The organism is Protofrankia coriariae (genome assembly GCF_001017755.1).
Taxonomy (GTDB): domain Bacteria; phylum Actinomycetota; class Actinomycetes; order Frankiales; family Frankiaceae; genus Protofrankia; species Protofrankia coriariae.
The window spans coordinates 51,593-71,249 of record NZ_JWIO01000021.1 but is presented as its reverse complement, the minus strand read 5'-3'; the positions used below and the strand labels follow the sequence as shown (position 1 = coordinate 71,249).

Genomic DNA, 19,657 nt, shown 5'->3' with positions numbered 1-19,657 from the left:
GCGCTGGCCACCGCCACCCGCCATGCCGTGGGCGCGGCCGTGTCGTTCTACGGCGGTGGGGTGCGCACACCGTACTGGGACGGCATACCGCCGCTGGTGCGCCTCGCTCCGGCGCTGCGCGCGCCATGGCTCGGTCTGTACGGCGAGCAGGACACGCTGATCAGCATCGACGAGATCGACGCGCTGCGGACGGCCGCGGGCACGGCGGCGGTGCCCACCGCGCTGATCAGCTACCCCGGCGCCGGCCATGCCTTCCACAGCGACGACCGCGTCGAGATCCACCGGCCAGCGGCGGCCGAGGACGCCTGGAACCGAACGCTGGCCTGGCTGCGCGCCCATGTGGCCGCCGCCTGAACCAGTTCTCCCAGGCCGGCGGCGACGTGAGACGAGTCACACATCGCCGCCGGCCGCACCGGCCCTCCGGCGGAGGAACAGCCAGCCTGCCGGGTCAGGTCGGGGTGTCGGCGCCTTCGTCCAGCAGCGCGTCCAGCTGTGGGCCGGAGATGCGCTTGAACAGCCGACGGCTGCGGGTGCGGTCGAGCATCGCGACCTCGAGGTTGGCCGAGGACAGGACGCGGTCGCCGTTGGCGCCCGGGGGCGTGCCGGCCCGCAGCGCGTTCGCGGCGACCCGCAGCGCCGTGGCCAGCGGCTGCGCGTCCGCGTGATGCTCCTTCAGGGACGTGTTGACCTGCTCGGACTGCCCACCGATGGCCACGAACCCGCGTTCGTCCGCGATCGACCCGTCGTAGGTCAGCCGGTAGATCTGGTCGGAGACGGCATCCTCTCCGACCTCCGCGACGACGATCTCCACCTCGTACGGCTTGATGCTGTCGGTGAAGATCGTGCCGAGGGTCTGGGCGTAGAAGTTGGCCAGCGCCCGCCCGGTGACGTCCCGGCGGTCGTACATGTACCCACGGACGTCCATCATGCGTACACCCGCCGTCCGCAGGTTCTCGAACTCGTTGTACTTGCCGACCGCGGCGAAGGCCACCCGGTCGTAGATCTCGCTGATCTTGTGCAGGGTGGACGAGGGGTTCTCCGCCACGAACAGGATGCCGTCGGCGTAGCTGCGCACAACCACGCTGCGGCCGCGCGCGATCCCCTTGCGGGCGTACTCGGACCTGTCCCGGACCTGCTGCTCCGGACTGGCATAGCCGAAGGGCATGGTCATGTCAGCCTCCCGGATTCGTCAGACGGCCGGCGACGACGGCCTCGACCACGGCGCCCACCTCGTCGTCGGTGAAGCGGCGGAAACCGTCCTCGGTCACCGAGGCGACCACCGGGTAGATGCGGCGGGACAGGTCCGGGCCGCCGGTGGCGGAGTCCTCGTCGGCGGCGTCGTAGAGCGCCTCCACGGCGACCCGGACGGTCGCGTCCTGGGTGAGGTCGTCCCGGACCTTCTTCTTCAACGCGCCACGGGCGAAGACGGAGCCGGAGCCGATGGCCTGGAAGCCGTGTTCCTCGGCCCGGGAACCGGTGATGTCGTAGGAGAAGATCCGCCCCTTGCCGGCGTCGAGGTCGTAGCCCGCGTACAGCGGGATGACCGCGAGCCCCTGCAGCGCCAGGCCGAGGTTGTTCTTGATCATGAAGGACAGTCGGTTGGCCTTCGCGTGCAGGCTGAGGGTGGAACCCTCGATCTTCTCGTAGTGCTCGAGCTCGACCTGGAACAGGCGGACGAGATCCGCGCCGATCCCGGCCGTGCCGGCATAGCCGACACAGGAGTACTCGTCGGCGTGGAAGACCTTCTCGACGTCCCGCTGTGCGATTACGTTCCCCATGGTCGCGCGGCGGTCACCGGCCATGATCACGCCGCCGGGGTACGTCACCGCCACGATCGTCGTGCCATGGGCCACCTCGGTGACGGCGGCCGGCAGACTGCCGCGTGCGCCTGGCAGCAGCTCGGGCGCGGCCATGGCCAGGAACTCGGTGAACGACGACGTTCCCGGTGTCATGAACACAGACGGTAGACGCCCGGCGACTCCCGCTGGATCAGCCACACATCCCCCTTCAGGTAGTCGGTGGGTCGGATAAGTGGTACCAGGTCGTCGGTGAGGCCGCCGAGACCCATGGTGCGGATGACGCACGCCATGACCCACGGTGCGCTGAGGCGCACAATGACCCACGGTGTGACGACGCACACGGAAACCCGTAGTGCGATGCCGCACACGATGTCACTGTCGTCCCGCGCCGCTGATGCCGGGGCGGCCCACCGGCGACGTTGCCGGGGCCGCGCACCGCCGCGACCGGGATGGGCCCTACGCGGCCCGGCAGCCGGCGGGCCCCGGTCGGGCATGCACCCGTCCCGCCCTGTCCGTCAGGCGGGCTGTGCCGTGCCCCACCCGGTGGCCGGCGTCCCGGCCGGTTCTCCCGGCCCCGGTCCCGATGTTCCCGCTCGGCCGTTGCGGCCGGTCGGCGGGGGCTGCCTACTCGCCCCCCTTCTGGACGTAGCCCTTGACGAACTCCTCCGCGTTCTCCTCGAGCACGTCGTCGATTTCGTCGAGCAGGGAGTCGACGTCCTCGGACAGCTTCTCGTGCCTCTCCTTGATGTCGCTGGCGCTGGACTCCTCGACCTCGACGTCGTCACTCTGGTCCGTCCGTCGGCCCGCGCGCTGCTGACCGCCGCCGGTGTCCTTCGTGGCCATGAGACCCTCCTTCGATCGTCTGGAGCGACACTATCTCCGGGCCCGGACATCCTGAGGCGTTCCTCGCCGCCCGCCATCGACCTCACCACGCCGACGTGGTGGTCGCGAGCCCGGCCCGCCATGAGCCCACCCGCAGGCTCCGGCCGCCGGCAGCGCGAAAAACATGATCGCTCTGCCTTTGGCCGGTGACCCAGGAGTCTGGCCGCCGGCAGCGCGAGGAACATGATCGCGCTGCCTTTGGCCGGTGGAGAACCACTTCATCACGATCCAGCGGATCCGTCGCGACGTCCGCCCATGGCGCAACGCACGGACGGCCCGCTCGGCCACCAGCCCCACCTCGTCGTCAGCGGCGGTGTGGCGGGCCTGCGGGCCCGCTACGAGGACGAACGAGGCAGGCCCGTACCCCAGGGGCGCACGCTGCACCCACGGGCCCAGGGCGCCCGGCCCGGCCCGGCGGTCGGTTCCCTGCCTGCTCGCCCCGGCCGAGCAGGGCCCCACGCCGGCGGTAGAGCCGGCTGGCGTGGGGCCTGGCGTCCGTGTGGCGGGGACGGTAGGAGTCCGGTGGGGGGTTGGTGGAGGCTGTGTGAGGTGGTCCCGGTCAGCCGCCGGTGAGGGCGTCCACGAGGTCCAGCGCGGTCGGGCAGCGGGCGAGCAGCTCGCCGACGTGCGCCTTCGTCCCGCGCAGCGGCTCCAGGGTCGGCACCCGCTGCAGGGAGTCGCGGCCGATGTCGAAGATGACCGAGTCCCAGGATGCGGCGGCCACCTGCTGCGGGTACAGCGCCAGGCAGCGGCCCCGGAAGAACGCCCGGGTGTCGTGCGGCGGCTCGGTCATGGCGCGGACGATCTCGTCCTCGGTGAGCAGCAGATCGACCCGGCCGCGCGCCACCAGCCGGTTGTACAGGCCACGGTCGGGCCGCACGTCGGAGTACTGCAGGTCGACCAGCTGGAGCCGGGGAGCGTCCCAGCCCACCCCGTCCCGGGCCCGGTAGCCCTCGAGGATGGCGAGCTTGGCGACCCAGTCCAGCTCCCGGGAGCAGCTCATCGGGTCGTCCTCAAGACGCACCAGGACGGACTCCCAGCGGGAGAGCACGTCCGCGGTCTGCGCGTCCGGGTCGGTGCCGAAGCGGTCCTCGACGTACTTGCGGGCCTGCTCGAGGTACTCCATCTGCAGCTGGACGGCGGTCATCTTCCGGCCGTCGCCGAGCGTCAGCAGGTGGCGCAGGGACGGGTCGTGGGAGACCGCCCGCAGGCTGCTCACCGGGTTGTCGACGCTGAGGTCGACGTCGAGCCAGGAGTCCTCGATCATCGCGAGCACGAGCGAGGTGGTGCCGACCTTGAGGTAGGTCGAGATCTCGCTCATGTTCGCATCGCCGATGATCACATGGAGCCGGCGGTACTTCTCCGGGTCGGCGTGCGGCTCGTCCCGGGTGTTGATGATCGGACGCTTCAGGGTGGTCTCCAGGCCGACCTCGACCTCGAAGAAGTCGGCCCGCTGGCTGAGCTGGAAGCCGGCCTCCCGGCCGTCCACCCCGATGCCGACCCGGCCGGCGCCGCAGACGACCTGCCGGGAGACGAAGAACGGGATGAGATGGCGCACGATGTCGCCGAACGGCGTGGACCGGGCCATCAGGTAGTTCTCGTGGCAGCCGTAGGAGACGCCCTTGTTGTCCGTGTTGTTCTTGTACAGGTGCACCGGCATGGTGTTCGGCACGGACAGCGCCCGCCGGGCGGCCTCGGCCATCACCCGCTCGCCGGCCTTGTCCCACAGCACCACGTCGCGCGGGTTGGTCACCTCGGGCGTGGAGTACTCCGGGTGGGCATGGTCGACGTAGAGGCGGGCGCCGTTGGTGAGGATGACGTTGGCCAGGCCCAGGTCGTCCTCGTTGGCGGGCGCGGACGGATCGACCACCGGCTCGCGGGGCAGCTCGAAGCCCCGCGCGTCGCGCAGTGGCGACTCCTCCTCGAAGTCCCACCGGGCCCGGCTGCCGCCGGTCGCCTGTCGGCTGGCGTAGGAATTGACCACCAGCGACGAGGCAAGCATCTGGTTGGTGGTTGGCTGACCGGGCACCGAGACGCCGTACTCGGTCTCGGCTCCCATGATCCGGCGAACGCTCACACTGTCAGCGTAGGTGCTTTGAGCCCGCACCGAGACCTGGACCGGACGGGTGACCTTCGGTGACTGCCTGACAAAATCCCAGAAATACGGACCAAACACCCCATCGACGGCCCGCTGATGACCGGAAAACCCTGGCCCGGGAGCGTGCCGCGCCTGCGGAACGCCCAGGGAAATCGTTTACATCCACTCCCTCGGGGCTCCCTCGGCGCATCCTCGATGCCCCTCGACGTCCGCCCCGCCCCGGCCCGGGCGCGTGCCGCGCCCCGTCAACGCCGAGGGCGGGAGAGCGGGGATTCCCTGCTCTCCCGCCCTCGGCGGAACGTCCTGCGTACCCGGAAGACACCCGTGGCTGTGTTTCTTCGCCGTTCCCTCGCCGCGCTCCCCGATGCTCCCTCGCGGCTCTGTGCACACCGAGGAGAGGGCACCGAGAGGACACCGAGGGGAGACGAGACGGAGCGGGGCCCGGCCCTGGGACGCCCTGGCGTGGGTGCCCCGGGGCCGGGCCCCGCTCCGTCCGGTGCCTTCCGGTCTCTTCCTCCGATCGGCTGGGCCGACCGACTTACAGGTACTGGCCCGTGTTGGCGATCGTGTCGATGGACCGGCCGGCCTCGGTGCCCTTGGTCCCGGTGATGAGCGTGCGGATGTAGACGATCCGCTCGCCCTTCTTGCCGGAGATCCGTGCCCAGTCGTCCGGGTTGGTCGTGTTGGGCAGGTCCTCGTTCTCCTTGAACTCGTCGACGCAGGCGTTGAGCAGGTGCTGCATGCGCAGCCCCTTGACGCCCCCCTCGATGAGTTCCTTGACCGCCATCTTCTTCGCCCGGGCGACGATGTTCTCGATCATTGCGCCCGAGTTGAAGTCCTTGAAGTACAGGACCTCCTTGTCACCGTTGGCGTAGGTGACCTCGAGGAAGCGGTTCTCCTCGCTCTCGGCGTACATCCGCTCGACGACCCGCTGGATCATGCCCTGGCAGGTCGCCTCCCGGCTGCCGCCGTTCTCGGCGAGGTCCTCGGCGTGCAGCGGCAGATCGGGCGTGACGTACTTGGCGAAGATGTCCTTGGCCGCCTCGGCGTCCGGACGCTCCACCTTGATCTTGACGTCCAGTCGGCCCGGACGCAGGATCGCCGGGTCGATCATGTCCTCACGGTTGGACGCGCCGATCACGATCACGTTCTCGAGCTGCTCGACACCGTCGATCTCGCTGAGCAGCTGCGGGACGATCGTGTTCTCGACGTCCGAGGACACCCCGGACCCGCGGGTCCGGAAGATCGAGTCCATCTCGTCGAAGAACACGATCACAGGCATGCCCTCGGACGCCTTCTCCCGCGCCCGCTGGAACACCAGCCGGATCTGCCGCTCGGTCTCGCCGACGTACTTGTTCAGCAGCTCGGGGCCCTTGATGTTCAGGAAGAACGCCCGGCCGCTGCCCTGGCCGGTCTGGGCCTCGACCTTCTTCGCCAGCGAGTTGGCCACCGCCTTGGCGATGAGCGTCTTGCCACAGCCGGGCGGGCCGTAGAGCAGGACGCCCTTCGGGGGCTTCAGCTTGTGCTCGAGGAAGAGATCCTTGTAGAGGAACGGCAGTTCGACGGCGTCCCGGATCGACTCGATCTGGCCCTTGAGACCACCGATCTGCTCGTAGCCGATGTCCGGTACCTCCTCGAGGACCAGCTCCTCCACCTCGGACTTGGGGATGCGCTCGAACGCGTACCCCGACCGAGTCTCGATCAACAACGAGTCGCCGGCCCGCAGGTGCCCCTCCAGCAGCGGCTGGGCGAGCAGGACCACGCGCTCCTCGTCGGTGTGGCCGATGACCAGAGCCCGGTCACCGCTTTCCAGGACCTCCTTGAGCAGGACGATCTCGCCGTGACGCTCGAACGCGCGCGCGTCGACGACATTGAGGGCCTCGTTGAGCATGACCTCCTGCCCAGGGCTCAGATCGCCGACGCCGACGTTCGGCGACACCGTCACCCGCAGCTTGCGCCCCTGGGTGAACACGTCGACCGTGCCGTCGTCGTACGACCCGATGAAGATCCCATAGCCGCTGGGCGGCTGGGCGAGTCGGTCGACTTCTTCCTTCAGGGCGATGATCTGATCACGAGCTTCGCGCAGTGTGGCCACGAGCTTGTCGTTCTGCCCGCTGAGGCCGGCGAGGTCCGCCTGGGCCTCGGCCAGTCGCTCCTCAAGCACGCGAACCTGCCGCGGCGACTCGTTGAGCCTGCGCCGCAGCATCGCCACCTCCTCCTCGAGGAAAGCGACCTGTGTTGTGAGCTCGTGTACTTCTTTCTCGTACGCCGACGCTCGTGGATCTCCATCGCCTGGACGGCCCGAACTCCCACCGGAGCCAGAGCCCGAACGGGGACCGGACACCGCGCCTCCACCTCCCCCGTGCTGACCGGGACGCACCCAACACTACCGTTGTGACCGCCGCTGGCACGCCGGTCTGACGACTACGGGCCTGCTTTGGCGTAAACAGCGAGTTACGGTGCCATGGTGACAGACGATCGGAGCCCTGTGGCAACGCCCACGAATTTCCCTGAGGCATCGACGCCTTCGACAGCGCCCACGACGAGGCCCGCAGCAGGGTCCACGGCGGCCTCCTCGGCGGGGTCCACGGCAGCGCCCTCGACGTTGCGAGTACGTGTGGACCAGGGCGCGTGCACCGGCGACGGCCTCTGCGTCCAGCTCGCCCCGACCGTGTTCGAGTTCGACATTGACGGTCTGGCATACGTCAAGGGCTCCGACGGCGAGCTGCGCACCCAGGCCGGCGCGTCGGCGCCGGTACCGCTGCCGCTGGTGGACGACGTCGTGGCCGCCGCGGACGACTGCCCGGGCAACTGCATCTACGTCGAACGCCCCGACGGGACCCTCGAGGCCGGCCCCGGCTCCTGACCGTCTCACCCGGGCGCACTGTCTCACCCGGGCGCACCGCCCCATCGGGTGTCGGGTGCACCGGCATCCGGCGCCCGGCGGCACCCCGGGAACATCTCAGCCGATCGGGCGCTGGACGGGAGCCGGGAGCGTCCCGGTGTTCTCAGCGTCACGAAAGCCGGGCGCCCGGATGTCGGGGATCCGACATCCGGGCGGTACCGGCGTCAGGAATCCGACACCGGAGCGGCTGTCTGGACCGCTCCGGAAATCTGTGTCTCCTCGGGATGCGCGCCCTTGGCGGGCCGTCGCCGCCGCGGCGGGGCGGTGACCCCGTCTGCCAGCCGCCGGGCCGTCACGAGGAAGCCGGTGTGGCCGACCATGCGGTGGTCGGGGCGCACCGCCAGCCCGTCCACGTGCCAGGTGCGCGTCATCGACTCCCAGGCGGCCGGCTCGGCGAACGCGCCGTGGGCCCGCAGTTCCTCGACGACGCGGGCCAGCTGCGTGGTGGTGGCGACGTAGGCGCAGACGACCCCGCCGGGCACCAGCGCCGCGCTGACCGTGCCCAGCACCTCCCAGGGGGCCAGCATGTCCAGGACCACCCGGTCGATGTCCCGCTCGGTCGCCTCGGCGAGGTCCCCGACGTGCAGGACGTGGGCGGGGTGCGGCCCGCCGAAGAAGGTCTCGACGTTCCTGCGCGCGATCTCGGCGAAGTCGGCCCGCCGTTCGTAGGAGACGACCAGCCCCTGGTCGCCGACGGCCCGCAGCAGCGAGCACGACAGCGCCCCCGAGCCCACGCCGGCCTCCAGCACCCGCGCGCCGGGGAAGACGTCGGCGTAGGTCACGATCTGCGCGGCGTCCTTCGGGTAGACCACGGCGGCGCCGCGTGGCATGGACAGGACGAAGTCGGTCAGCAGCGGGCGCAGCGCCAGGTAGGGCGTCCCCCCGGTGCTGGTGACCACCACGCCCTCGGTGCGGCCGATCAGGTCGTCGTGCTCGATGGCGCCGGCGTGGGTGTGGAACTGGCGGCCCGGCTCCAACGTCACGGTGTGCCGCCGCCCCTTGGGGTCGGTGAGCTGGACACGGTCACCCTTGGTGAGGGTCCCGCGACGGTTGGCGGCGCCGGTGGGTGACCGGTGTATCACTGGCTCTCCTGGTTCGTCTGGTTCGCTCGCGTCACCGTGCGGCGCCGGCTCGGCGCTCACCGCTGGTTCACCAGCCGGCCGATGCTCGCCGGGTCGATACGGGCGACCAGGTCGACCATGGCGAGCACGCCCACCGGGCGCCCGTCCTGCGTCACCAGATACTCGCTCGCGGGTGTGCCGCGTACCGCCGCCAACAGGTCCTCGCCTTCCAGTTCCGCTGCCAGCACCATGCCGGGGGTGATCGTGCGGCTGACCTCGTCCACGGTCATCCATGGCCGGCGGTGTTCGGGCAGGGCGTCCACCGCGGAGCCATTCATGATCTTGACGGGTGTGCCGGCGGAGTCGACCACGGCCACCGCGCTCGCCCCGAGATCCCGGGCGCGTCGCAGCGCCTCGGCGAGCGGCACGTCCCCCTGCACCGGTAGGGTACGCCGCACCAGACGCCCGGCCGACACCCCCGGCAGGCGCATCCGGATCCGCGCCTGGCGCAGCGACTGGTGCGCCCCGAGCGCGATGAACGCCGCCACCACCAGCAGGTAGAGACCGGCGAACCGGTTGCCCGGGGAGAGCAGGACCCACAGCGCCAGCAGGCCGGCGACCACGTAGCCGCCATACGCACCGGCCCGGGCGCCGCGCAGCCTGTCCCGGGTGCCGCCCCAGACGGCGGCCACGACCAGCCGGCCCCCGTCGAGCGGGAGACCGGGCAGCAGGTTGAACACGAAGAGGATCAGGTTGGTCGCGGCCAGGTCAAGTATGACCACGCTGGGCTGGGTGCCGCTGTCCAGCGCGGCCAGCAGGGCGAAGCCCACGCCGGCCAGCACCCCGTTGACGGCCGGCCCGGAGACGGCGACCAGAAACTCCCGGGCGGGGGTCGGCGGCTCGGGTTCGATCTCGGTGAATCCCACGAACCCGTGCACCGTCACCGCGCGCACCCGCAGGCCGAGGCCGAGGGCTGTCAGGCAGTGGCCGATCTCGTGCAGGACCAGGGAGGCGATGAACCCGGCGGAGGTGATCGCGACCAGCAGGTACAGCCGCCCGTCCGCCACACCGGGCAGACGCTCCCGGTTGGGCTCAAGCAGCAGCAGGCCGATGATGAGGCCGAACAGCAGCGCCAGCGGGGAGAGGTACACCGGTACGCCGCGGACCCGCCCTACGAGCATGCCGGGCGGCCGACGGCCGGGTTCGCCCTCCTGGCCGCCTCCGCCGGCGTGGGGGAAGCCGGGACGCGGGACCTGGTCAGGCTGATCGGCCATGTCTGCGATGCTACGGAGTCTTTGCCGGTGGCGGGACACCCCATGACCGCCAGTGCGTGTCGGGCGTACCCGGCGTGCCGGTGGCGGGCTGGAGATGGTCGGGCCGGGCCGGTCGGGGCCGGCGTCCGGATTGTCGGACCGGCCGCCTATGGTCCGGAGGCATGAGCCCGTCCATGGACCAGCCACCCGCGCCCGGCGGGGACGCTCCGCCTCCCGCGGGCGGGATTCGTGTCGTCGGATCGCTCTCGCCGTCGCGGGCGGGCGACTTCATGAACTGCCCCCTGCGCTACCGCTTCCGGGTGATCGACCGGCTGCCCGAGCCGCCGAGTTCCGCCGCGGTGCGCGGGACGGTCGTCCACACCGTCCTGGAGCGGCTGTTCGACCATCCCCCGCCGGAGCGCACGATCGCCGCCGCCGAGGCGCTGCTGGAGCCGGCCTGGCACGACCTGCTCGCCCGGGAGCCGGAGCTTGCCACCCTGTTCACGGACGAGGCCGAGCGGGCCGCGTGGCTGGAGTCGGCCCGTTCCCTGCTCACCGGCTACTTCAGCCTGGAGAACCCCGCCGGTCTCACCCCGGCGGCCCGGGAGCTCTACGTCGAGCACGTGCTCGACTCCGGGGTGCGGCTGCGCGGCTACATCGACCGTCTCGACGAGGCGGCGACCCGCGACGGCCCGGCGTTACGGGTCGTCGACTACAAGACGGGCCGGTCGCCCGGCCCGGCGTTCGAGGGCCAGGCGCTGTTCCAGATGAAGTTCTACGCCTACCTGCTCTGGCGGATCCGTGGTGTGATCCCCCGCGAGCTGCGGCTGTACTACCTGGCCGACCGGACCTGGATACGGGTGCAGCCCGACGAGAGCGACCTGCGCGCCACCGAACGGAAGATCGACGCTGTGTGGTCGGCCATCAGCCGGGCCCGGCGCACGGGCGACTGGCGGGCGACCCCCAGCAAGTTGTGCGACTGGTGCGATCACAAGATCAGATGTCCGGCGTTCGGCGGGACGCCGCCGCCGCTGCCCGCCGCCGACCGTCCGGCCCCGGAGGCCACGACAGTCGATCATCCGGAGCCGAAACCAGCGGCGTCGGAGCCGGCGGTACGGCGGGCAGCGGACGCTCACCAGCCGGACCCGGGCCGGCCAGGCACGGGCCCCGACACGGACCCGACAGATGGCTGACAGTCGGTTGACGACAACCCGGCACGATATGCGTCCATGGCGGTGTGCGTTCATAGATTGCCAGTCGCCGTACATCCGGATTTCGGCGGCTATTCGGATCGCCGCCGGGCCGGACAACGTTGGAAAGTCGAGAACGACACCGAAAAAGTCACGGGCGATCGTCGGACGAGGGTGGGACAGTACCGGGAGCCGGGTGGATCTGATCCGATGAATGCGCCGCCGCGGGGCCGGTCATCGCTTCGATGAGCGCCCCCGGCGGGCGGTGCGGATCAGTTCCGGCCGGTCCCGGCCCGCGGGACGACCGGCGGGGTGCCGGCATTTGTCGGACATCCGGGCGGACGGTGTCAGCAGGTTGTTCGTGGTGTCAGCACGTTGTTTGATCAGCGCATCATGATCGACATGCTGTGATCGACATATTGTTTGAAAGGAGCTTCTTCCATGAGCCGAGCGGGCCGGATCTCCGGCGCCGATCCCCAGGCCGAGCCGGTTGTGTCCCCGGAGCCTCCGGATTCGGCCGGTGCCGCTGGCGGGGTGGCCCTCGCCGCGGCCGCCGCCCGCGCCGAGGGCCTGGTCAAGATCTACGGATCGGGGCAGACCGCGGTCACCGCCCTGCGGAACATAGACGTGTCCTTCCCCCGCGGCCGCTTCACCGCGATCATGGGGCCGTCCGGGTCGGGAAAGTCGACCCTGATGCACTGTCTGGCCGGTCTCGACACGGTGACCAGCGGCCGGGTCTACGTCGGCGACGTGGACCTGTCCAAGCTGTCGGACAAGCAGCTCACCCAGCTGAGGCGGGACCGCGTCGGGTTCGTGTTCCAGCAGTTCAACCTCCTGCCGACGCTGACCGCCGCGGAGAACATCACCCTGCCTCTCAGCATCGCCGGGCGTAAGCCCGACCAGGAGTGGCTGCGCGCGGTGGTCGACGCCGTCGGGCTCGCCTCCCGGCTGAGCCACCGTCCCGCGGAGCTCTCCGGTGGGCAGCAGCAGCGGGTCGCCTGCGCCCGCGCCCTGGTCACCCGTCCGGAGATCGTGTTCGCCGACGAGCCCACCGGCAACCTCGACTCCCGGTCGGGCGCGGAGGTGCTGGCGTTCCTCCAACGGTCGGTGCGCGAGTTCGACCAGACCGTCGTCATGGTCACCCACGACCCCACCGCGGCGTCCTTCTCCGACGAGGTCGTCTTCCTCGCGGACGGGCAACTCGTCGGCTCGATCCCGAACCCGACCGCGGAGAGCGTCCTCGAACGCATGAAGCATCTCGACGATCTCCAACAGGAGGCGTCCGCCGGCGGCGGCGCGTCGCCGGAGGCCCACCAGCCACAGCCCCGGCAGAGCCCGGACGAGTGGCACGAGGCGGGCCAGGAGCAGGATCACGGATCCGCGGGCAGGGTCTGACACGATGCTGCGCGCGACCCTCAAGAGCCTGCTGGCCCGTAAGATCCGGCTGGTGCTGTCCGCGCTGGCGGTCGTGGCCGGCGTCAGCTTCGTCACCGGCACGCTGGTCCTCACCGACACGCTGAACCGGACCTTCGACGGACTGTTCGCCAACATCTTCCAGAACGTGGCCGTCTCGGTCCGGTCGACCAACGCGGTGGACAACACCTCCGGGACCAGTAGCAGACAGCCCCTGTCCGCCTCCGTGCTGGACACCGTCCGGGGCGTCGACGGCGTGCGCGAGGCCTTCGGCGGCGTCGACGGCACGGCGGTTCTGGTCAACCCCCGTACCGGCAAGGCCGTCGACACCGGTGGTGGGCCCTCGCTCGGCACCAACTGGGACGGTGGCAGCCAGACCTCCGCGGTGGAGCTCGCCAGCGGCCGCGCGCCGCGCGGGGCGGAGATCGTCGTGGACAAGGCCACCGCGGACGATGCCGACCTGCGGCTCGGGGAACAGGTGACTGTCCTCACCAACGGTGGGCCGACCCCCTACACCCTGGTCGGGACATTCCGGATCGCCGGGCAGGACAGTCTCGGCGGCGCCGCGGTGACCGCGTTCGACACCGCCACCGCGCAGCGCGTGCTGCTCACCCCGGGCGAGTTCAGCTCGATCAGCATCGCGGCCGACGACGGCATCTCCCAGAACGAGCTTCGCGACCGGATCGCCCGGGTGCTGCCCACCGGCGTCGAGGCGATCACCGGCAAGCAGCTGACGGACGAGAACGCCAACACCGTCCAGGAGGCCATCGCCGGCTTCTCGACGTTCCTGCTCGTCTTCGCGGGCATCGCGGTCTTCGTCGGCGCCTTCATCATCTTCAACACCTTCACGATGCTGGTGGCCCAGCGGGTGCGGGAACTGGCCCTGCTGCGGGCGCTGGGCGCCCGCAGACGGCAGGTGCAGTTCACGGTCCAGCTGGAAGCGCTGATCGTCGGCTTCGTCGGAGCCACCCTGGGGCTGCTGCTCGGTGCCGGGCTGGCGGTGCTGCTGCGGATCGTGACCGCCGCCGTCGGGGTCTCCCTCCCCGACGGGGGCCTGGTCTTCCAGCCGCGGACGATCATCGTCGCCTATGCCGTCGGGATCATTGTCACGGCCGTCGCCGCGTTCGTTCCCGCACGCAAGGCCGCGTCGGTACCCCCGGTGGCGGCGATGCGGGAGACCTTCGTGCTGCCCGCGCGTTCGCTGCGTATCCGGGGGGTCGCGGGTGGTGCGCTGGCGCTCATCGGTGCCGCGCTGCTGGTGCTGGGCCTGACGACGGCCAGCGGCAAGGGCGCGGCGGCTGTCGTCGGCATCGGGGCGGGGCTGGCCTTCCTCGGGGTGTCCACCCTCTCGCCGCTGCTGGCCCGGCCCGTCACCAGGGTCATCGGCAGCCCGCTGCCGGCCCTGTTCGGCGCGACCGGGCGGCTCGGGCGGGAGAACGCCATGCGCAACCCGCGCCGCAGCGCGTCCACGGCGTCCGCATTGATGATCGGTCTTGCGCTGGTAAGCGCCTTCTCCGTGCTCGGCCAGTCCATCAAACAGTCGGTGACGAACACGGTCCGCAACAACCTGGGCGCGGACTTCTACCTGACCTCGACCAGTTTCGCGCAGGGCTTCAGCCCCGACGTCGCCCGTTCGCTGCGGGACGCCCCCGGTATCGAGCTCGTCACGGGGCTGCGGTCCGACGTCGTGCGGATCAACGACAGCAAGAAGCAGGTCACCGCGGGCGACCCGGCGGCGCTGCCGACCCTGCTGGCGCTCAAGACCACCGCCGGTGATCTCCGAGCCCTGGGCAGGGGCTCGATCCTGATCGACGAAGACACCGCCAGGGAGCAGAAACTGTCCGTCGGCCAGGAGGTCCCGGTGGTGTTCCCGGACGGGCCCACGACGCTGCGCCTGGCCGGCACGTTCGAGAAGAGCCCGGTGGCCGGGCAGTACCTGATCTCGCTCGACGAGTTCAGCCAACGCTTCCCCACCAACACCCTGGACTTCTTCGTTCTCGCGAAAACCGTGAAGGACGCGGATCTCACCCAGGTACGCCAGGAGATCGACGCCACGGTCAAACCCCATCCGAACGTGGAGGTCCGGGACCAGTCCGAGTTCATCCGGCAGCAGGAGAACCAGGTCGACCAGCTGCTGGGCTTCATCTACGTTCTGCTCGCACTGGCCGTCGTCATCGCCCTGTTCGGGATCGTCAACACGCTGGCCCTGTCGGTCATCGAGCGGACCCGGGAGATCGGGCTGCTGCGCGCGGTCGGCATGAGCAGACGGCAGCTACGCAGAATGGTCCGGTTGGAGGCGGTCGTGATCGCGGTGTTCGGAGCGCTGCTCGGGGTCGCGGTCGGCAGCTTCCTCGGCTGGGCGCTGACCATCGCGCTGAAGGAGCAGGGCATCGACACCTTCGCCTACCCGACAGTAGCGATCATCGCTGTCGTGCTCGTCGGTGGTCTCCTCGGCGTCCTCGCCGCCATCTTCCCAGCCCGCCGGGCCGCGAAGATGGACATCCTCCGGGCAATCGCAACCACCTGACGGCGGTTTGACTGCTCCTGGTGAGGCCTCCCAGCACCGAACATGCTCGGGAGGCCCCATCAGAGCACCCGTTCGCCCAGCACAACCGTCGCGTCGCTCGTCATGCCGTTTCCCGGCCCCCGTGACCCACGGCGGCGAGGGCCACGGCGGGTAACGCCGGACCACGGGAGTCAGGGATCAGACGGTCGATATGGCGACCGTCTGATCCCTCACTTGTGGATCCCTCATCTGCCCGCGTGGAGCAGGGCGTGGTGCCGGTCGGAGTCGGCCGAGGAATCGCCTGTGGCGCAGGCGCGGGCCAGGATGTCGAGGGAGAGCCCGAGTGCCCCGGCCAGGGCGGCCACGGTGAAGAACGCCGGTGTCGGGATCCGCCCGGTCTCTATCTTGCGGACGGTCTCGGTGGACAGCCCGGCGGCGGCGGCGACCTGCGCCATGCTGCGCTCACCGCGGGCTTCGCGCAGCGCCGCCCCGAGCCGCCGGCCGCGTTCCAGATCCATCGCCGTCAGCGCCGTCCGCACCATGAACGCAATACTAATACCGGTATAGTTATTGGGCAGGGAAAGCGAGGCGTGGACGACGGGGCGAGGACGAGGCGAGGTGGGGGCATGGTCGAGCTCAAGACGGACGTGGCGCTGGCGGCGATGCGGGAAGCGGGCCGGGTGGTCGCACGGGCGCTGGCAGCGGTCCGCGAGGCCGCGCACGTGGGCTCGAGCCTGCTCGAGCTCGACGACATCGCCGCGACGGTGATCCGCGAGGCCGGCGCCAAGCCGGTGTTCCTGCACTACCTGCCGTCCTTCGCGCCGACCCCGTTCCCAGCGGTGATCTGTACGTCGATCAACGATGTGATCGTGCACGGTGTACCGGACGGCTACCGTCTGCGCGACGGCGACCTGGTCAGCATCGACTGCGGCGCGCAGCTCGACGGCTGGACCGGCGACGCCGCGGTCAGTTTCGTCGTGGGCACCCCGCGCCCGGCCGACCTGCGGCTGATCGCCACCGCCGAGCGGGCCCTGGCCGCGGGCATCGCCGCCGCCCGGGTCGGCGCCCGTGTCGGGGACATCTCCCACGCGATCGGGCGGGTGTGCCGGGCGGCGGGCCTGGGTATCCCGGACGGCTTCGGCGGGCACGGCATCGGCCGGCAGATGCACGAGGACCCCCACGTCCCGAACGACGGCCGCCCCGGCCGGGGCCTGCGGCTACAGCCAGGGCTCGTCCTCGCGATCGAGCCGATGGTCACCGCCGGAGGCGGCGACCGCTATCGCACCGCCCCGGACGGCTGGGCGCTGCACACCACCGACGGCGACCGCGCCGCCCACGTCGAGCACACTGTCGCCATCACCGATGACGGCCCCCGCATCCTCACCCTCTCCTGAGAACGATCATTCCCCTGGCGATCACTCCTCACCCGTCCCTCCTCGGCCTGAAGCCCACAGCCCCGAAAAACGCCGCTCAGAAGGAACGCGAAGGCGAAAACAACCGCTATGGCGACCGTCCGATCCCTCGATCCGGTGTTACCTGGGTGAGCGCCTGCCCCGGCGGTCCGGCGGCAGAGAATCAACCCTCCAGTGGCCGGAGAGGTCAGTATGCCTGCTCGCGGAGACATTCGGCCAGATTCTCAACGACGAGTGCCGCCGTCCCTGGCTGCTGCCCCTCGTCGTAGACGCCCACGAGCACCGTCTGAGCCGTCTTGGCCAGGATGACGCCGCTGGACCCCTTCTTGCCATAGATCGACTGCGAGTCTCCCTTGATTCCCGCATATGTGGTGCCGTCGACCGTGACGCTGGAGGTGAATACCCCGGAAGGATCGTTGAACAGCCTGACAATCCTTAGCCCTTCGCCCTCACGGAGCGGGAAGCCCGCGCTCGCGGCCCAGGTGCCACCATTGTGACCAATGGGGTGCGGCGTCAGCCTCCGGCCGGCCTGAATGCCACCCAGAAATTCTGATCTATGACTATCCGTACTCGCAGGCGGTCATGACCATCACTAATGTGGGCGGGAGGAGACCGTATCCGTGACCTTCCTGGTCGATCACGTGAGAGGACAGGAATATGACCACTGCCATCAGCAATCCCATCAATACCAAGATCGGGTATGTGTTCGACGCACTGGACGCCAATCGGGACGGATACGTCGACTGGGCCGACTACCAGCAACTGATCGATCACCACGTTAACGCATACGGCCTGAACCGGGATGATAGCAGGGCTCGCGCACTCGCTGCGACGTACCAGATATTCTGGCTGGAACTCCTCCGCCACGCCGACTCGAGCAGCGACCGCCTGACCAGGGACGAATACATCGTGGCAACCCGCCTGGCGAGCGTCGACACCAGCCGGATAAACGTGGCCGAAGGCATTCCGCATGCACTCTTCGACCTCATCGACATTGACGGTGACAACGAGGTGAGCAAAGATGAGTTTGCGCGCTACGAGCGGGAGGTCTGGAAAATAAGCGCCCCGGACGCCGTGGACGTCTTCGCGGCTTTGGACGTCGACGGGGACGGACGCATTTCACGCCAGGAGTTCATCCGGGCGTTCCGGGAGTTCTATTTCTCTTCCGACCTGGAAGCCCCGGGCAGCCTGCTCTTCGGACACTTCGGACGCGCCTGACACCGACGTTTCTCGCCTGCCCTGCGGGCATCGTCTGCCGTGATCCATCCCGGCAGACGATGCACCTGCTGGTCGCCAACAAGGAAAATCCACACGTCGAGACTGCAGCAGGCGCCGATCGCCAGCCACGGGAGCCGATCCGTCGCGCTGTCATGGCGCGACGGCGTCTTCGCCCCGCGGCATCGGCGGTCGGCTCCTCGAGCGGACCCTTGAATGAAGCTACCGCGCCTCGCCCGCAGAGCGGAGAGACCGCGCCAGCAGTCGACGTCTGGCGGCGCCCCGACGGGTCGCAGCATCACGAGCGCCACGTCCAGTACGTCAACCGCGTCGGCATGAACGTCGGCGGACCGCAGCCCGCCGACCGGGACGACCGCCCGACGGAATTCCCACCGGGCCCGCCGGAGCTCGACCCCACGACGATGCCCACCGACACCGCCCAGCTCCACGCACGACTGATCGCCCGCGCCGTAACCAGCGGTGCCCCTGCCAGCTTCCATGACATCGCCGTCGCTGGGGACGCTCTGTCCGATCTCGCCTCCGGTCTCACCAGCCCCCAGCAGAACGCCGCCTACCTACGAGGTCCTCGCCCAACTCCCGGGCGTCTTCGACGCCGGGCCCGTCCGTGACCGCGCCGGCCGCCCCGGCCACGCCATCGGCATCGTGGTCTCCGACCACACCAGCCTCGTCGTCGCCACCAGATACCTGGTGCTTGCCGAGACCGGCGCGCCGCTGACCATCGAAACGGTCTCCACCCCGGACGCCCCGCCCGGCCTGCGCCTCCCTCCGGGCCCGACCGTCGCCACGTACACCCAGATCATCACGGCCAGCCGCGTCCACACCGTCGGCGACACCCACTGACACCGACCAACCAGGACCGGTAGGTGGAGGCCCAGCCGTCGGTGACAACCGCTACCAGGACGACGAAAGCCACCTACAGCCGGGCGGAGCGTAGGTGGAAAGCGCTGTCAGGAGAACGGAAACCACCTACGCTTTGCGCCGCTTACGGCGGAAACGTCCGACGATCTTTATAGGTGATCTTCGGAGCGAGGCCATAAGCCGCAGAGGAAGATGAACGTCGCTGTCCGTCACGCCGTTTCGCGGGCAGGACCCGCTGCCACGGGGCTCGTGGGCGGCGGTGCACACCGCCGGTCCTTGGCATCTCCTTCAGTTGCTAATGTTTGCAATTGGTAAGGTTGCCGTGCCACATGCGGGGAACAGCCCGTGGCCGGCCGCAGGCCACCGGGCGCGCCGGGCGCCGGCAACACGGACTGGGTGACACGGATCGTGGCGAGGCGGGGCATAGGTGTGGGCATGTCGGCGTGGACGCGATGGGGCGAGTAGCCGGCGGAGCGTGGTGGCGGGGCGTGCGAACAAGTGATGGGGGCCAAGAGGTGAGCCGGTGATGGCGGGCCGGGAGGCGGTATCGGTGACCGCGCCCCTTTATCAACTGAAGGCGGAGTTCTTCAGGACGCTGGGGCATCCGGTGCGTATCAGGGTGCTGGAGCTGCTCAGCCAGCGTGAACACGCGGTGGCGGAACTGCTGCCGCAGGTGGGTGTGGAACCGGCCCACCTCTCCCAGCAACTGGCGGTGCTGCGCCGGGCGAACCTGGTCGTGGGCCGTAAGGAGGGCTCCTCCGTTCGCTACTCGCTGACGAGCCCTCACATCACCGGCCTGTTGACGGTCGCGCGGACGATCCTGACCGGGGTGCTGACCGGCCAGGCCGAGCTGCTCCAGGACCTGCGTGCCGTCGCGCCGGAGACCGGGCCGCCACCACACCAGCCACACCAGCCACGGCAGCCGCAGCCGTCGTAGCTGTCGTACGGTCCCGTGGCGCCACCCGGCGGGCATCCCGCGCCAAGCCCCGTTTCCGGCCAGGGCGGTCACCGCGGGTACGGGTTCCGGCTCGAGTTCCGAGCCGG

The 19,657-nt window shown here is 69.9% G+C and carries 18 protein-coding genes (1 of these 18 only partly in view); 9 read left to right on the top strand and 9 right to left on the bottom strand.

Annotated features, from left to right (window positions below; genetic code table 11):
- On the top strand, window positions 1-354 hold the 3' end of the coding sequence (locus tag FrCorBMG51_RS14160) for a dienelactone hydrolase family protein (RefSeq protein ID WP_047223533.1). Its footprint begins 414 nt before the window's first position; only the last 354 of its 768 coding nucleotides appear in the window; its start codon lies beyond the left edge, outside the window; its stop codon occupies window positions 352-354.
- Between the two features lie 94 nt (window positions 355-448).
- On the opposite strand, the gene prcA is transcribed toward FrCorBMG51_RS14160, so the two are convergent.
- From prcA to arc, 5 genes are all read right to left on the bottom strand, one after another.
- Window positions 449-1,171, bottom strand: a complete 723-nt coding sequence (prcA, locus tag FrCorBMG51_RS14155) for a proteasome subunit alpha (protein WP_013873557.1) — start codon at window positions 1,169-1,171, stop codon at window positions 449-451.
- Between the two features lies 1 nt (window position 1,172).
- Window positions 1,173-1,997, bottom strand: coding sequence for a proteasome subunit beta (prcB, locus tag FrCorBMG51_RS14150; RefSeq protein WP_200902451.1), 825 nt, complete (start codon window positions 1,995-1,997; stop codon window positions 1,173-1,175).
- A gap of 426 nt (window positions 1,998-2,423) precedes the next feature.
- Entirely contained in the window at window positions 2,424-2,642 is a 219-nt protein-coding gene (locus FrCorBMG51_RS14140; RefSeq protein ID WP_047223530.1) for a ubiquitin-like protein Pup, read from the bottom strand.
- Window positions 2,643-3,240: 598 nt separating this feature from the next.
- Complete coding sequence (dop, locus tag FrCorBMG51_RS14135; protein WP_275452055.1) at window positions 3,241-4,758, bottom strand: depupylase/deamidase Dop; 1,518 nt, start codon at window positions 4,756-4,758, stop codon at window positions 3,241-3,243.
- Window positions 4,759-5,317: 559 nt separating this feature from the next.
- Window positions 5,318-7,123, bottom strand: coding sequence for a proteasome ATPase (gene arc / locus FrCorBMG51_RS14130; RefSeq protein ID WP_047223529.1), 1,806 nt, complete (start codon window positions 7,121-7,123; stop codon window positions 5,318-5,320).
- 273 nt (window positions 7,124-7,396) lie between these two features.
- Between arc and FrCorBMG51_RS31295 the strand changes: the two genes are divergently transcribed.
- Complete coding sequence (locus FrCorBMG51_RS31295) at window positions 7,397-7,645, top strand: ferredoxin (RefSeq protein ID WP_013873563.1); 249 nt, start codon at window positions 7,397-7,399, stop codon at window positions 7,643-7,645.
- A 203-nt stretch (window positions 7,646-7,848) separates the two neighbouring features.
- Here FrCorBMG51_RS31295 and FrCorBMG51_RS14120 read toward each other — a convergent pair whose 3' ends face one another.
- Together FrCorBMG51_RS14120 and FrCorBMG51_RS14115 are read right to left on the bottom strand one after the other, a co-directional pair.
- The gene (locus tag FrCorBMG51_RS14120; protein WP_076844428.1) at window positions 7,849-8,766 is read right to left on the bottom strand and encodes a tRNA (adenine-N1)-methyltransferase; all 918 of its coding nucleotides are present in this window, start codon (window positions 8,764-8,766) and stop codon (window positions 7,849-7,851) included.
- 56 nt (window positions 8,767-8,822) lie between these two features.
- Window positions 8,823-10,019, bottom strand: coding sequence for a site-2 protease family protein (locus tag FrCorBMG51_RS14115; RefSeq protein ID WP_047223527.1), 1,197 nt, complete (start codon window positions 10,017-10,019; stop codon window positions 8,823-8,825).
- Between the two features lie 161 nt (window positions 10,020-10,180).
- On the opposite strand from FrCorBMG51_RS14115, the gene FrCorBMG51_RS14110 reads away from it, so the two are divergent.
- From FrCorBMG51_RS14110 to FrCorBMG51_RS14100, 3 genes are all read left to right on the top strand, one after another.
- On the top strand, window positions 10,181-11,191 hold the full coding sequence (locus FrCorBMG51_RS14110; RefSeq protein ID WP_371390947.1) for a RecB family exonuclease: 1,011 nt from the start codon (window positions 10,181-10,183) through the stop codon (window positions 11,189-11,191).
- Window positions 11,192-11,629: 438 nt separating this feature from the next.
- Window positions 11,630-12,583 carry an ABC transporter ATP-binding protein gene (locus FrCorBMG51_RS14105; protein WP_047223525.1) on the top strand — a complete coding sequence of 318 codons (954 nt, stop codon included), beginning with the start codon at window positions 11,630-11,632 and terminating at the stop codon, window positions 12,581-12,583.
- Between the two features lie 4 nt (window positions 12,584-12,587).
- Window positions 12,588-15,128, top strand: coding sequence for an ABC transporter permease (locus FrCorBMG51_RS14100; RefSeq protein ID WP_047223524.1), 2,541 nt, complete (start codon window positions 12,588-12,590; stop codon window positions 15,126-15,128).
- A 224-nt stretch (window positions 15,129-15,352) separates the two neighbouring features.
- On the opposite strand, the gene FrCorBMG51_RS14095 is transcribed toward FrCorBMG51_RS14100, so the two are convergent.
- Window positions 15,353-15,649, bottom strand: a complete 297-nt coding sequence (locus FrCorBMG51_RS14095) for a helix-turn-helix domain-containing protein (RefSeq protein WP_047223523.1) — start codon at window positions 15,647-15,649, stop codon at window positions 15,353-15,355.
- A gap of 84 nt (window positions 15,650-15,733) precedes the next feature.
- On the opposite strand from FrCorBMG51_RS14095, the gene map reads away from it, so the two are divergent.
- Window positions 15,734-16,501, top strand: coding sequence for a type I methionyl aminopeptidase (map, locus tag FrCorBMG51_RS14090; protein ID WP_047223522.1), 768 nt, complete (start codon window positions 15,734-15,736; stop codon window positions 16,499-16,501).
- Window positions 16,502-16,706: 205 nt separating this feature from the next.
- Here the strand turns inward: map and FrCorBMG51_RS33875 are convergent, their stop codons facing one another.
- Window positions 16,707-17,021, bottom strand: a complete 315-nt coding sequence (locus tag FrCorBMG51_RS33875; RefSeq protein WP_420848622.1) for a profilin — start codon at window positions 17,019-17,021, stop codon at window positions 16,707-16,709.
- Between the two features lie 155 nt (window positions 17,022-17,176).
- On the opposite strand from FrCorBMG51_RS33875, the gene FrCorBMG51_RS14085 reads away from it, so the two are divergent.
- The 3 genes from FrCorBMG51_RS14085 to FrCorBMG51_RS14075 all read left to right on the top strand — a co-directional run bounded on the left by FrCorBMG51_RS14085 (window position 17,177) and on the right by FrCorBMG51_RS14075 (window position 19,550).
- Window positions 17,177-17,737, top strand: a complete 561-nt coding sequence (locus FrCorBMG51_RS14085) for an EF-hand domain-containing protein (protein ID WP_083731205.1) — start codon at window positions 17,177-17,179, stop codon at window positions 17,735-17,737.
- 495 nt (window positions 17,738-18,232) lie between these two features.
- Entirely contained in the window at window positions 18,233-18,595 is a 363-nt protein-coding gene (locus tag FrCorBMG51_RS29005; protein WP_047223521.1) for a hypothetical protein, read from the top strand.
- A 568-nt stretch (window positions 18,596-19,163) separates the two neighbouring features.
- A complete protein-coding gene (locus FrCorBMG51_RS14075) occupies window positions 19,164-19,550 on the top strand; it encodes an ArsR/SmtB family transcription factor (protein ID WP_047223549.1) in 387 nt (128 codons plus the stop codon).
- Window positions 19,551-19,657: the final 107 nt, after the last annotated feature.

What these genes read in the sequence shown, in the direction of transcription:
- prcA (WP_013873557.1), bottom strand. Translation starts at nt 1,171, where the DNA reads ATGACCATGCCCTTCGGCTATGCCAGTCCGGAGCAGCAGGTCCGGGAC.
- FrCorBMG51_RS14140 (WP_047223530.1), bottom strand. Translation starts at nt 2,642, where the DNA reads ATGGCCACGAAGGACACCGGCGGCGGTCAGCAGCGCGCGGGCCGACGG.
- FrCorBMG51_RS14115 (WP_047223527.1), bottom strand. Translation starts at nt 10,019, where the DNA reads ATGGCCGATCAGCCTGACCAGGTCCCGCGTCCCGGCTTCCCCCACGCC.
- FrCorBMG51_RS14110 (WP_371390947.1), top strand. Translation starts at nt 10,181, where the DNA reads ATGAGCCCGTCCATGGACCAGCCACCCGCGCCCGGCGGGGACGCTCCG.
- FrCorBMG51_RS14105 (WP_047223525.1), top strand. Translation starts at nt 11,630, where the DNA reads ATGAGCCGAGCGGGCCGGATCTCCGGCGCCGATCCCCAGGCCGAGCCG.
- FrCorBMG51_RS14100 (WP_047223524.1), top strand. Translation starts at nt 12,588, where the DNA reads ATGCTGCGCGCGACCCTCAAGAGCCTGCTGGCCCGTAAGATCCGGCTG.
- FrCorBMG51_RS14095 (WP_047223523.1), bottom strand. Translation starts at nt 15,649, where the DNA reads ATGGTGCGGACGGCGCTGACGGCGATGGATCTGGAACGCGGCCGGCGG.
- map (WP_047223522.1), top strand. Translation starts at nt 15,734, where the DNA reads ATGGTCGAGCTCAAGACGGACGTGGCGCTGGCGGCGATGCGGGAAGCG.
- FrCorBMG51_RS14085 (WP_083731205.1), top strand. Translation starts at nt 17,177, where the DNA reads ATGACCACTGCCATCAGCAATCCCATCAATACCAAGATCGGGTATGTG.
- FrCorBMG51_RS29005 (WP_047223521.1), top strand. Translation starts at nt 18,233, where the DNA reads ATGACATCGCCGTCGCTGGGGACGCTCTGTCCGATCTCGCCTCCGGTC.